Origin of the sequence: Methylobacterium sp. J-088 (genome assembly GCF_022829295.1) — a bacterium.
Taxonomy (GTDB): Bacteria; Pseudomonadota; Alphaproteobacteria; order Rhizobiales; family Beijerinckiaceae; genus Methylobacterium.
The window spans coordinates 1-12,868 of record NZ_JAKSYH010000129.1 but is presented as its reverse complement, the minus strand read 5'-3'; the positions used below and the strand labels follow the sequence as shown (position 1 = coordinate 12,868).

Sequence of the window (12,868 nt, the reverse complement as noted above, 5' to 3'; positions counted from 1 at the left end):
ATGCGATGCGGACGGACCCCTTCACCGACACGTGGCTGTTCCTGATCGGGCAGCAGAGCGACGAAGTCGCCCTCGGTTGGGGGCGCTGGCTGGTCGCCGCCGGTCTCGCGCTGCTGATCCTGGCCAGCATCGTCATTGCGATCCGCGAGTGGATCGAGGACCCGGCCCAGCGGACCGGCCGCGACGTCACCCTGTGGGTGCTGCGCGTCCTGATCGGCGGCATGTGGTTCCAGGGCATGCTCTGGAAGCTGCCGCTCTTCTCCACCGAGAACGGGCTGTACTACTGGACCGGCGAGGAGGTGACGAACGCCGCCTTCGCGATCCACCGGGAATTCGTGAAGGTTGTGCTGCTGCCGACGCCGAACTTCTACGTCCTGGACGTGCTGGTGTTCTTCACGGAACTGACCTTCGCGGTGTCGCTGCTGCTCGGGCTCGGCGTCCGGATCGTCGGAGCGATCGGTGTCGCGTTCGTCGCCCAGCTGTGGCTCGGCCTGTACCTGCACCCGCAGGAATGGCCGTGGACCTACGTCTTCCTCGGCGGTCTTATGGCCCTGTTCAGCGTCTTCGCGGCGGGCCGGAGCCTGGGCCTCGACGCCGCGCTGCGCCGCCGGTACCCCCCCGGCCTCACATTCGGATGGGCCGCCGGCCTCGTCCGCGTCGCAACCTGAGGGGCGGCGAGTCAGACGGATCGGCGCCCCTCGCGGGACAGAGCCCGGGCGAGGCGCAGGAAGGTCGTGCCGATGGACCAGGCGGCGCGCATCCCCACCCGCCAGTCCCCCGAAACCTTCGAGGCGCCGCCCTGCCGCGGGCGCTGCCCGACGGCGACCTCCTCGCAGCGCAGGCCCGCCGCGGCGGCGCGCATCAGCATCTCCAAGTTCCAGCCGTAGGTCTCGTCCCGCATGCCGAGGCGCTCCAGCGCGTCGCGGCGGATCGCTCGGAAGGGGGACATGTCGGTGAAGCGCGCGCCGTAGGTGAGCCGCAGCAGCCAGCCCGCGAGATGGCCGGCGACGATCTGCTGGGGGCTCATGGCGCCCGGCTCGCGATCACCAAGGATCCGGGAGCCGTGCACGAATTCCGCCCGGCCCGCGCGGATCGGATCGAGGAGGGCCGGGACGCGATCGAGCCGGTCGCTGCCGTCGCCATCGACGAATAGGATGATGCGGGTCTCCGGCGGCAACGCGGCGATCCCGGTCTGGATCGCCCTTCCGTAACCGCGGCGGCGCTCCAGGATCACGCGCCCGCCCGCTGCGGCCGCCCGCGCCTGGGTGGCGTCCCGCGAGCCGCCATCGACGACGAGGACCGCGTCGGCACCGTTCGCCAGAAGCCCCGCGACAACGCCGCCGATCGCGGTTTCCTCGTCGAGGCAGGGCACGACGGCCGTGACGAAGGCTGCTGCGGTCACAGGCTCCAGCGAAGCCCGCAATTGCCGCAGGCCTGCGGCGGCGTGTCAGAGAGCAGGGCGGCCCGGAAATCCGTGTAGGCCGGGCCGTTCCAGATCGCCCGCAGGGTGTCCTGCGTGGCGTCGCCGAGGGTGTAGTTCTCGTAGCCGCGCTGCGAGAACGGCGCGATGCAGCACGGCAGCGCCCGGCCGTTGGCGGTGACGTACATGACGTTCCAGGGCCGGCGGCATAGCGACCAGGGCGAGCCGTCGGTGTTGCGGCGCAGGCTCATCCCTGGCTCGCTCGCCGCCCCCGAGGCCGAGAAGGTGAGCCCGAGGGCGCGCGCGACCGCCTCTGCCTCGGCGAGGTAATGGGACTCGTCCGCCGCCATGCGCTCGTAGAGGGCCTGATCCGGTCGCGCCATGCCGAGGGCGTCGTCCGCGAAGTAGACCAACCGCTGGAGGTAGACCTCCTTCACGCCGGCCTCGGCCGCAACCCGCACGAAGGCGGGCAGCTCCGGCAGGGTCTCTTTGAGGCCCGTGAGCCAAGCCGAGACCCGTGGCTTCGCATAGCCCTCGCGCTCCTGCAGCGCCCGGAAGGCCCGGACGTTCTTCAGGATCCGCTCGAAATAGTCCTTGCCGCGCACCGCGATGTAGGAGGCGCGGGTGGAGGCGTCGAGCGAGACGCGCAATTCGTCCAGGCCAGCCTCGATCAGGGCCCGCCCGTTCTTCTCCGACAGGACCGTGCCGTTGGTGTTGAACAGGACGTAGGTTCCGCGATCTTTGAGGTAGCGGACCATGCGGGGCAAATCCTTGACCAGCATCGGTTCGCCGACCCCGTGGAGCACGGCGCGGCTGAGATCCGGCACCTGATCGACGATGCGCGTGAACAGGTCCCAGCTCATGTCGGCCGGCGGCTCGAGCTCGACATAGGTGCGCGGACAGGTGGTGCAGAGCAGGTTGCAGCGGTTCGTTACCTCCAGATAGAGGCAGACGGGCATGCGCTCGACGGAGGTCTCGACCGTCCGCGGCGCCGCTTCGTGGTAGCGTCGCGGGTCGACGGCCGGCGTGACGGGGTGGGTGGCCGTGGTCATCGAGTGAGCCCGGGGCGGCGGCGGATTCGGACCTGCACCAGCGCCGCAGCCGCCACCAGGGCAGCGAGGATCGCCGAGCGGGCGTCATAGGAGAGCTGCGGATCGCCAGGAACGACGTCGTAGAGCATGAAGCCTCCCACCGTGAGGACCCAACCCGGAAGCGTGGCGGCAAGACTTAAAAATGGTACAGCCATCAGGAGATACCATGGAAATTCGGGCGAGAGCAGGAAGAGTAACATCACAATCGAACCATTGATGTCGCACAGGCTCCGCTCCGGCGTCCGGCTTCTTCGAAACCCGGTCCGCAGCGCCAGCACCGTCAGGATCACGAGGCAGACGGCGAGGTAGACCTGGGTGTCGTGCGGCCACTCGCCGACCGACTGCCGCCAGAGCCGCAGCAGCGTGAAACCCGAGCCCGACGACAGGCCCTGCTCGTCGGCGTAGCCCGTGGCGAGGAAGCCAAGCACGCCGCTTCCGACGGACAGGTAGGGCAGATAGGCGAGCGCCATGACGACCGGCACGAGGGCGACCATCCGCCAGTCCCAGGGCCGCCACAGGCCGGGCAGCGCGATCAGGGCGAACGGCTTGGCCAGCGCCGCCAGCACGACGGAGGCCGCACCCGCGTAGCGCCGGCCGACGGCCAGCGCCAGCCACAGGCCGAGCATCATCAGGGCGATCATCAAACCGTCGACATGGCCCTCGCCCGCAATCTCCCAGACCGGGAGTGGATGCCAAGCGTAGGCCGCCACTCGGGTTTCCGGCTGTCCCGTGAGGCGCAGCAGACCGATCAGGGCGCAGATCGTCACGCCCTCGCACGCCACGAGGGCGACCTTGATCGCGAGCGGGCTCGCCGAGAAGCGGGTGACGAGGAAGAAGAAGGCCTGCGCGACCGGGGGGTAGATGGTCACCGCGTAATCGGCGCGGTTGATGAACGGGTAGACCTGCGCATCGCGCAGGAACGCCAAACTCGGATCGGCCGGCACATAGCGGTAGGGATTGATCCCGGCGCCCTGCACCATCCCGTCCCAGACGTAGCGGAAGATGTCGGTCGACAGGATCGGCGGTGCGGACAGCGCAAGGAGGCGCATGGCGAGGCCGGCCCCGACGATGACGGCCAGCGCCCGAGATCCCGCGGTGTCCTGCGTGCCGGCCGCCAAAGCGGCGATCACGCCGCCGGCGCAGGCGAGCGCCAGGAACGCATCGTCGCCGAAGCCCCGAAGGAGCGGCATGCCGAGCCCGATCAGCACGGTTCCGGCGATCCCGAGGGCCGTCAGGCGACGGACAGGGCTCACGCGTCCCGCCATTGGGTCAGCAGCGCGCGCGTCGCGGGCGCCTGACCCCCGACGATGCCGTCCGCGGCGAAAGCGGGCGGAATGCCCGCGATCTCGTCCAGGAGGAGGCGAAACGTCGCCGCATCGTCGATGTCGTACCAGGGGGGAAGCACCTCGGCCTCCAAGCTGATGCCGGCAGCCCGCTCCAGCGTACGGGCCAGCACCGCGTCCGTGCTCCACGGGATGCCGACGAACAGTTCGGGATGGTCGGCCTTCAGCCCGATATGCGTGTAGCCGCCGTCGATGGCGGGCCCGAGCACCACGCGGTCCCCGGGGCGCCGCAGGGAGACGATTGTCTTCGTGAGCAGCGCGGCGGGCAGGGTCGGCGAGTCGGCGTTGATCAGCATGACACAGTCGTGCGCCTGTTCGGTCAAAAGACGGCGCACGGCCGTTGCGAGGATGACCCCGAAATCGGATCCCTCCTGCAGCAGCAGGCGAAAGGCGGGCGGCAGGATCGCGGCGAGCTCCGCCTCTGATCCTGCGGGTGCATAGATGCCGTATCCCTGCCTGCCCAGCGCCTCTGGGACCGCGAGCACGACAGCAGCGACATCCTCAAGGAAACAGGCGGAGAGACGGGCGGCCTTTTCTGGACCAAGGCGTGCGGCAAGGCGCGTCTTGGTCAGGCCGGGACGCGGGGCCTTGCACATGATCCCGAGCGCTGCCGTCATGCGTCCCCCATGTCGGCGCAGCGCCGCGTGCCTGAAGCTGTGATGGGACGTTGCGTCCGCGGCAAAGGCAGAGCAAATCCTTGCTGGAAAGCCAAATCACAAAACGAGGTCGGATCTGGCTCACGCTGCTGATGAGGCTCCGCGAGCTGCCTGCATCGGGCCATTCAAATCCCATACAGACCGAAAGCATGCTGTTGCGTGAGTCTTCGGGAGAAGGGCCGTCCGCTCTTGCCATGGCCACACATGGAAGCGGACAAGCCGCTTCCGGTCTCGCTCATCGGTGCCCCTGGACGTCTGTGTTGGGTGGATTTCCGCCAGTCCGCTTTCGGGCGGCCATGCATAAGAGCGGACATCACCACCGCGCCCGCACACGACCCTTCACAGACCCTCGGAACGTCTGCTTGCAAGCAGCCAGATGAGCAGAGACATACGGCGGGAATGGGTGATGAGCCCCCATTCTGGGTGGCAGATCGATCAATGATCTCGACGGCGATCAAATCCCCTGCTGTGACCACGATGCGCTTGTAAGGAAAAATCTTAAGAGGCAAAGCGCGCTTATGTCCGTGCGCAGAACCGTCACCGTCTCGATCACCCCGGAACAAGACGTGCTGCTGCGCGCCTTCCTGGCTTCCGGTCGCTACCGAAGCATCAGTGAGGTTTTGCGCTCCGCACTCCGCCTGCTGGAGCGCGATGAAGCAGCAACTCTCGCCGTAATTAGGAACACGACCGCGCATCGCGAGGCAGACCGTGGTTGAAGCGGTAGGTCGGGAAGTCGCATTCCTCGCAGGCGGCGGGGAGATGGGCGCGCTGATCCGTGCCCACGATTGGTTATCGACGTCTTTGGGACCTGTCGCCTCGTGGCCTCAAGCCCTCCGAACCGCACTTCGCCTCATCCTCAACACGGGACACCCGATGTACGTGTTCTGGGGGGAGGACAGCCTGTGCTTCTACAATGATGCCTACCGAGCATCGATCGGGAACGAGCGGCATCCCTCATCACTCGGTTGCCCAGCAAGGGAGGTGTGGGCCGAGATTTGGGACATCATCGGGCCTCAGATCGAGCAGGTCACGGCCGGGCATGGAGCGACCTGGAACGAGAACCATCTCATCCCAATCACTCGCGATGGCCGGCACGAAGACGTCTACTGGACCTACAGCTACAGCCCGATCGATGCCGAGGGAGCCGTCAACGACATCGGCGGCGTGCTCGTCGCTTGCACGGAAACCACCACTCAGGTCCTGACCGAACGGCGTTTGCGTGAGGCAAACGAAACGCTTGAAAAGTTGGTCCAAGACCGCACGCAGGCGCTGCGCCTATTCGGCAACATCGTCCAGTCCGATCGCGCACCGATCCTGGCCTACGACCACCACCTGCGGGTGATTGGGTTCAACAAGGCCCATGATACGGCCTTTCAGCGCGTCATGGGGCGGCACCAGCGATCCGGTGACCTCCTGCCCGACTTCTTCCCTCCTGATCAGGCGCAGACCCTGCGGGCGCTCATGGAGCGGGCGCTGGCTGGAGAAAGTTTCTCCGTGATCGAGGTGTTCGGTGATCCGGACCACGAGCAGCCGACGTGGGAGATCACCTACTCGCCGCTCATTGATGAGGAGGGGACGATCTTCGGCGCGTTCCACGTCGCCCGTGATGTGTCGGAGCGCGTGCGGGCACAGGAGGCGCTTGCGACCACGCAGGAGGCTCTGCGTCAGTCTCAGAAGCTTGAGGCTATCGGCCAGCTCACGGGCGGCGTCGCCCATGACTTCAACAACCTGCTCACCGTTATCAAATCGTCCACTGACCTGCTGAAACGGCCCGACCTGGCGGATACTCGCCGGCAACGGTACGTTGCGGCAATCTCCGACACCGTGGACCGCGCCGCCAAGCTAACCGGGCAACTGCTCGCATTCGCGAGGCGGCAGGCGCTCAAGCCCGAGGTTTTCGCCGCCTGTGATAGCGTGCGTGCACTCTCCGACATGATGGGGACGCTTACTGGAGCACGGATTGCAATCGTGACCGAGTTGCCAGAGCAAAGCTGCTTCGTCGATGCCGATCCGAGCCAATTTGATACCGCACTGGTCAACATGGTCGTGAACGCTCGCGACGCCATGAGCGGCGAGGGTCGGTTGACTATCCGCGTTGGTGCAGTTCAGCGGATGCCAGCGGCTCATCAGCACGCAGCCGTCGATGGCGATTTCGTCGCGATCACGGTCACCGACACCGACTGCGGCATTACCGCCGAACATCTGGAGCAGATCTTCGAGCCGTTCTTCACCACCAAGGCTGTCGGGCAGGGCACGGGGCTCGGCCTGAGCCAGGTGTTCGGCTTCGCCAAGCAATCAGGCGGCGAGATCACCGTCGATAGCAAGGTCGGTCACGGCACCACGTTCACGCTCTATTTGCCCCGTGTGGCCGCCCCTGCCTCAACTATGACCGACCACGAGCCGCCTGCTCTGGTAGATGGTCACGGTACCTGCGTCCTGGTGGTCGAGGACAATGCTGCGGTCGGCACCTTCGCGGTCCAAACACTCAGCGATCTCGGCTATGTACCTGTGCTGGCAGGCAACTCTGAGGAGGCGTTGGCCGAGTTGGCAAAGGACGCCGATCGCTTCGATGTAGTGTTCTCGGACGTGATGATGCCGGGCATGAATGGCATCGAGCTGGGGCAGGAGATCCGTCGCCTTTATCATGACCTGCCAGTCCTCCTCGCCTCAGGATACAGTCACGTCCTGGCGCAGAATGGCACCTTCGGTTTCGAGCTGCTGCACAAGCCCTACTCGGTCGAGCAGCTTTCGCGCCTTCTGCGTAAGGTCTCGACTTGGCAGCGCCGCAAGCGGATCATCGGTCAGTAGTAGTATCAGCTGTCGACCGTGGTCCCGTCAGACCGGGGGCGAAACGTCCGCTTCTGGCCGAACGGTCAGGGTCCGGTTGCCACCCCGAGCCGAAGTTGCCGGAAGTCTGACGCACGGCCGCTTTGGAGGAGAGCCGGCGGTGGTCCGGGTGGCTGGGTTGGGTCGTTATCGGACCGTCCGCTTTCCCGGTGAGGCGCCTCCGAAGCGGCCAGTGGCCGGTTGGTGCGTGTCGCCCGTCCTAACGGCGACATCCCGGTCGAGATATGCCTCTACCTACCGCGGGCCCGGCAAATCCTGGGCGCGGAGCACCTCTGGTCGCTCGTGGGCGGCCATGACCGGGATGGACGCGTCGAGGTCGTCAGGGATGCGTCGTCCGTGCTGGGATAGCGGCTGGGCGCCGTCTCGGCCCTCGTCAGCCGGGATGGCGCTGGTCACTGGCGTCCGGCAAGCCGAGCCGCTCCCTTCGACACGTCCCGGCCTGCAGTGCCTACTCCGCGAGCTCGCGCATGACCTTGATCAGGTCGGACTTGCCCTCGAAGCCGATGCCGGGAAGCTCGGGCATGACGATGTGCCCGTCCTCGACCTTCACCCCGTCCGGGAAGCCGCCGTAGGGCTGGAACAGGTCCGGGTAGCTCTCATTGCCGCCGAGCCCGAGACCCGCCGCGATATTGAGCGACATCTGGTGTCCGCCGTGCGGAATGCAGCGGGACGGCGACCAGCCGAACTGGTGCAGCACGTCGAGGGTGCGTAGGTACTCGACGAGACCGTAGGACAGGGCGCAGTCGAACTGCAGCCAGTCGCGATCCGGCCGCAGGCCGCCGTAGCGCAGGAGGTTGCGGGCGTCCTGGTGCGAGAACAGGTTCTCGCCGGTCGCCATCGGGCCCGGATAGAACTCCGACAGCGCCGCCTGCAGGGCATAGTCGAGCGGGTCCCCGACCTCCTCGTACCAGAACAGCGGGTACTCCCGCAGCATCTTGGCGTAGGCAATGGCGGTCTCCAGGTCGAACCGACCGTTCACGTCCACCGCGAGTTGCGCCTGCCCCTCGATCTCCTTCAGCACCGCCTCGATGCGGCGCTGGTCCTCGTCGATGGGCGCGCCGCCGATCTTCATCTTCACGACGTTGTAGCCGCGGTCCAGATAGCCGCGCATCTCGGCCCGTAGGGCACCGTAATCCTTGCCCGGGTAGTAGTAACCGCCGGCCGCGTAGACGAACACACGCGGATTGGCCTCGATGCCCTTCTGCTCGGCGAGCATTCGGAACAGCGGCTTGCCTGCGATCTTCGCGGTCGCGTCCCAGATCGCCATGTCGAGGGTGCCCACCGCCACCGAGCGCTCGCCGTGGCCGCCGGGCTTCTCGTTGGTCATCATCGCGGCCCACAGCTTGTGCGGGTCGAGGTTGTCGCCGACCTCATTGAGGACACTCTTCGGGTCGGCCTCCAGGATGCGGTTCTTGAACCGCTCGCGGATCAGGCCGCCCTGGCCGTAGCGACCGTTCGAGTTGAAGCCGTAGCCGACCACCCGGCGCCCCTCTCGCTCGACGTCGGTGACCACGGCCACGAGGCTCGCTGTCATCTTCGTGAAGTCGATGTAGGCGTTGCGGATGGGGGACGAGATCGGCTTGGTGACCTCGCAGACGTCGACGATGCGCATGGGTGCTCTCCTCAAGTTCGGGGCGGGTTAAAAAAGGGGTTCGGGACGGCCGGGGCTTACGACGCCTCCGGCACGGGGATGGGCAGGGCGGGTCCGGCTTCGGTCTCGGGAACGGGGCCCTCGGCGGCGACCTCCGCCCGGTTGCGATAGGCGTCCTCGGCCTTGGCCAAGTCGAAGGCACCCTCCCACTTCGCGACGACGATGGTCGCCACCGCGTTGCCGATCAGGTTGGTCACCGCCCGCGCCTCGTTCATGAAGCGGTCGACGCCGAGCAGGAGGACGAGGCCGGCGACCGGGACGGTGTGGATGCTCGACAGCGTCGCGGCGAGCGTGACGAACCCGGCGCCGGCCACGCCGGCCGACCCCTTCGAGGTCAGCAACAGCACGCCGAGCACCACGAGCTGGTCGCCGATCCCGAGCGGGGTGTTGGTGGCCTGGGCGACGAAGATCGCCGCCATGGTCAGGTAAATGCAGGTGCCGTCGGCGTTGAAGGTGTAGCCGGTCGGAAGCACCAACCCGACCACCGACTTCTCGCAGCCGAGGCGCTCCAGCTTGGCCAGCATGCGCGGCAACACGGCTTCGGTGGAGCAGGAGCCAAAGGTGATGAGGATCTCGTCTTTGAAGTAGCCAAGGACCTTGATGAGCGGGAACCCGTTCCAGGCGCAGACCGAGCCGAGCACGAGGCCGATGAACAGGATCGAGGTCACGTAGACCCCGAGCATGAGGTAGGCGAGCGACCAGACGGTGGCGAGGCCATACTTGCCTATGGTGAAGGCGACGCCGGCTCCGGCCCCGACGGGTGCGAGCCGCATGACCATCGCGACGATGCGGAACAAGGCGTCGAGCAAGCTGTCGACGACGACGACCACGGGCTTGCCGCGCTCGCCCGCCTGCACCAGGGCGAGGCCCAGCAGCACCGAGACCAGGATGATCTGCAGCATCGCCCCCTTGGCGAACGCATCCACCATCGTCGTCGGGATGATATCCATCAGGAAGCCGACGAGGCCGGGCTGGGCCTCAGCCGTCTTGGCGTAGCCCGCGATGGCGCTGCCGTTGATGTGCGAGGCGTCGATGTTCATGCCGACGCCGGGCCGCATCACGTTCACGACGACGAGGCCGATGACCAGCGCCAGGGTCGAGACGACCTCGAAGTAGAGGAGCGCCCGCACGCCGATGCGACCGACCTCTTTCATGCTGCCCATCTTGGCGATGCCGACGACGATGGTGCCGAAGATCACCGGCGCGAGCAGCATCTTGATCAGCTTGATGAAGCCGTCGGCGAGGGGCTGCAGCGTAATGCCGACGTCCGGCAGGAAATAACCGACCAGGGCGCCGAAGACGATGGCGATGAAGACCTGGATATAAAGACGGCCGAACCATGATTTCATGGCGTGTCTCCTCCCCTTCGCCGCCGGTCGCTCGACGGAATACGAAGCCCCTCTGGCGGGGGCTTTGGGGGATGCATAAGCCTGGACACCCTCGCGGGGCCAATGCCATGTTCGGAATACGCTATGCGTGGATGGTATTGGGCATGGACCTGGATTGGCTCAAGGACTTCCTGGCCTTGGCGGAACAGAGGTCGTTCTCGCGCGCGGCCGAGGTTCGGCACGTGTCCCAGCCCGCCTTCAGCCGGCGCGTCCGCGCCCTGGAGGATTGGGTCGGCACCGCCCTGTTCGTCCGCGGCGCCCATGGGACTTCCCTGACGCCGGCAGGCGCCGAGTTCCAGCCGGCGGCCCACGCGCTGTTGCGGGACCTGGAACGCGCCCGGCGCGACGCGCAGGCAGTGGACCTGCGCGATACGGCGACGCTGTCGATTGCGGCGACCCACGCCCTGTCGTTCACGTTCTTCCCGAACTGGATCCGGGGGGTGATGCAGCGGCAAGCGCTCGGCACCCTCAACCTGATCTCGGACAGCATGGAGGCCTGCGAGGGCATCCTGCTCTCAGGCGAGGTACATTTCCTCCTCTGCCACTACCATTCGGACGCACGGACGCGGTTCGAGGCCGACCGATTCCCGAGCCTTCCCGTCGGAGACGACGTCCTGGTGCCGCTCTGTGTGCCGGGGCCCGACGACGGTCCGTCATGGTCGCTTCCCGGAACGGCGGCGGCGCCGGTCCCCCATCTGGGTTACAGCCAAGCGTCGGGCCTCGGACGCATCCTCGCGGCCTGTCGGGACCGGCAGCACAGCCACACGTCCACCGCGGTCACCTCCCACCTCGCGGCGGCGCTCATGACCATGGCGCGAAACGGGGACGGCATCGCGTGGCTGCCGCAAACCCTCGCGGCCGAAGACCTGGCCCGCGGGCTTCTCGTCCGCGCCGGGCCCGAACGGTTCGACATAACCATCGAGATCAGGCTGTTCCGGTCCCTGGAATGCCGGAACGAGGCCGCCGACAGGCTGTGGGATCACTTGCTCGAGCGGGGTTCCCGATCTGACATTCATCGAGCGGATGCCGGCTTACGGGCCTCAGGTGCCTGATCGAGCGTTCCTCGGCCCCTCCAAACCATCGATTTCGCGACCAATCGGGCGTTTGCCCCGAAGCCGACGTTCCGTCTTCGACCGAGACCGTGTCGAAACGCATTGATCGTGCGCGCCAGTGGTCGAACTGACGCTTGGACCCATCCCAGAATATCCGGGAAGGGTGGATTGCCGCTGGTCCGCTTTTGGACAGCGAATGCCTCGAAGCGGACATACCCACGAACGGTAGCTCCGAATCCTTTGGTGCGGCCTCCTCGCCACCGCCCGATCCAGCGGGGGGCTTCGCACCACCGAACTGATCGCCCCGGCTGCGTCGCGTCGTCCGATTGGCCGGGGGGAGGATCCGATAAGGGGCTGCCGGCTAAGGCTTGAAGAATTAGCGTAACCTTTTGGACTTAAGGGGGGGGGCACAACGCCATGAGCCTCAGGGACCCCTGGATAGCCGAGTGTTCTAATTGCTTTTACGCATTCATAGACTTGGTGCAGCTGGGGTCGGGGCCAGCGCGCTGCTGGCCGCACTACTACTGACCCTCGCAAGTGCGGCAACGCTCGCACTGAACGTTGCCAATCTCGCGGATAGCCGGACCGAGGTTGCGCGTTTGACGGGCGTGCTGCGCGCTACTTCCGATACGCTGGAGAGCGTGCGTGCTGCTGAGACAGGCCAGCGCGGTTATCTCTTGACCGGGCAAGAGCGCTACCTCGCCACTTACAAACGCGGCCTCCCTCGAGCCCGGAGCAACCTCTATCTGCTTGACGACTTGGTTCGAGGCGCAGATGGCCGTGTACTCGTCGAGAAGCTGCACAAGCTTATAGATTCTAAGCTTGTAGAGCTTTCTCAGACCGTGATGATGGCGGATGACAATGGAACTGAGGCCCTTCGCATCGTGCGTAATGGCTCCGGCCAGATCCTCATGGAGGAGATCGAGGCTGTAGCCCGTGCGATCACTGAGCGCAGCACCGCGGCGCTTAATGGCTTGTGGGCCGCTGATGGGGCGCAGATCAAGGCCGCGACTATTATCGCGGCTCTTACGGGGGCCCTCGCGCTTGGCTGTACGCTGCTTGGGGTATTTTTGCTTGCACGGTTGCGCGAACAAGTGGCTCGCGAGAGGGCGGAGCAAGCCAGCGCAGCCAAAACCGAGTTCCTGGCCTCGATGAGCCACGAGATCCGGACACCCCTCAACGGGGTGATCGGCTACGCTGACTTACTCTGCGAGGAGCCGAACCTCGCTCCCCGGGCGCGACAACATGCCGAGCGTATCCGCACGGCGGGCGCAGCACTGCTAGATGTTTGGTCCCGGCATTTGGTGGAGCGGGTTTGATCTGAAGCGTCCGGGCTCTGCGGACCATGCTTTGCAGATGGCCTCGTAGGGCGTGAGACCCCGCAGGGTCTTCAGGCGGCGTGCGAAGTTGTAGGCGCTGA

Annotated in this window: 11 protein-coding genes and 1 pseudogene; 5 read left to right on the top strand and 7 right to left on the bottom strand. The window is 66.2% G+C overall.

From position 1 onward, the window contains the following. Window positions 1-5 precede the first annotated feature (5 nt). Complete coding sequence (locus MKK63_RS13510; protein ID WP_244002496.1) at window positions 6-668, top strand: DoxX family protein; 663 nt, start codon at window positions 6-8, stop codon at window positions 666-668. A gap of 11 nt (window positions 669-679) precedes the next feature. Here MKK63_RS13510 and MKK63_RS13505 read toward each other — a convergent pair whose 3' ends face one another. The 4 genes from MKK63_RS13505 to MKK63_RS13490 are packed head-to-tail and all read right to left on the bottom strand — an operon-like array spanning window position 680 to window position 4,471. Beyond that, a complete protein-coding gene (locus MKK63_RS13505) occupies window positions 680-1,402 on the bottom strand; it encodes a glycosyltransferase family 2 protein (protein ID WP_244002494.1) in 723 nt (240 codons plus the stop codon). After that, on the bottom strand, window positions 1,399-2,472 hold the full coding sequence (locus MKK63_RS13500; protein ID WP_244002493.1) for a radical SAM protein: 1,074 nt from the start codon (window positions 2,470-2,472) through the stop codon (window positions 1,399-1,401). Before MKK63_RS13500 ends, MKK63_RS13505 begins: the two co-directional genes overlap by 4 nt. Further along, window positions 2,469-3,764, bottom strand: a complete 1,296-nt coding sequence (locus MKK63_RS13495; protein WP_244002490.1) for a glycosyltransferase 87 family protein — start codon at window positions 3,762-3,764, stop codon at window positions 2,469-2,471. The genes MKK63_RS13500 and MKK63_RS13495 overlap by 4 nt, the downstream gene beginning before the upstream one ends. Beyond that, the gene (locus MKK63_RS13490) at window positions 3,761-4,471 is read right to left on the bottom strand and encodes a TIGR04282 family arsenosugar biosynthesis glycosyltransferase (RefSeq protein ID WP_244002488.1); all 711 of its coding nucleotides are present in this window, start codon (window positions 4,469-4,471) and stop codon (window positions 3,761-3,763) included. Before MKK63_RS13490 ends, MKK63_RS13495 begins: the two co-directional genes overlap by 4 nt. A gap of 557 nt (window positions 4,472-5,028) precedes the next feature. Here MKK63_RS13490 and MKK63_RS13485 point away from each other — a divergent pair. Both MKK63_RS13485 and MKK63_RS13480 read left to right on the top strand, forming a co-directional pair. Next, on the top strand, window positions 5,029-5,226 hold the full coding sequence (locus MKK63_RS13485) for a type II toxin-antitoxin system ParD family antitoxin (protein ID WP_244002485.1): 198 nt from the start codon (window positions 5,029-5,031) through the stop codon (window positions 5,224-5,226). Between the two features lie 157 nt (window positions 5,227-5,383). Next, window positions 5,384-7,318, top strand: coding sequence for a PAS domain-containing sensor histidine kinase (locus MKK63_RS13480; RefSeq protein WP_244002482.1), 1,935 nt, complete (start codon window positions 5,384-5,386; stop codon window positions 7,316-7,318). A 487-nt stretch (window positions 7,319-7,805) separates the two neighbouring features. Here the strand turns inward: MKK63_RS13480 and MKK63_RS13475 are convergent, their stop codons facing one another. Beyond that, on the bottom strand, window positions 7,806-8,969 hold the full coding sequence (locus tag MKK63_RS13475) for a mandelate racemase/muconate lactonizing enzyme family protein (protein WP_244002480.1): 1,164 nt from the start codon (window positions 8,967-8,969) through the stop codon (window positions 7,806-7,808). A gap of 56 nt (window positions 8,970-9,025) precedes the next feature. Next, window positions 9,026-10,357, bottom strand: coding sequence for a C4-dicarboxylate transporter DctA (gene dctA / locus MKK63_RS13470; RefSeq protein WP_244002478.1), 1,332 nt, complete (start codon window positions 10,355-10,357; stop codon window positions 9,026-9,028). Between the two features lie 143 nt (window positions 10,358-10,500). On the opposite strand from dctA, the gene MKK63_RS13465 reads away from it, so the two are divergent. Together MKK63_RS13465 and MKK63_RS31975 are read left to right on the top strand one after the other, a co-directional pair. Then, entirely contained in the window at window positions 10,501-11,448 is a 948-nt protein-coding gene (locus tag MKK63_RS13465; RefSeq protein ID WP_244002476.1) for a LysR family transcriptional regulator, read from the top strand. A gap of 455 nt (window positions 11,449-11,903) precedes the next feature. After that, the gene (locus MKK63_RS31975) at window positions 11,904-12,767 is read left to right on the top strand and encodes a CHASE3 domain-containing protein (protein ID WP_313901769.1); all 864 of its coding nucleotides are present in this window, start codon (window positions 11,904-11,906) and stop codon (window positions 12,765-12,767) included. On the opposite strand, the pseudogene MKK63_RS13450 reads toward MKK63_RS31975, so the two are convergent. Beyond that, window positions 12,729-12,868, bottom strand: a pseudogene (locus tag MKK63_RS13450) (IS481 family transposase); the annotation flags it as partial. The gene MKK63_RS31975 and the pseudogene MKK63_RS13450 sit on opposite strands and share 39 nt — an antisense overlap.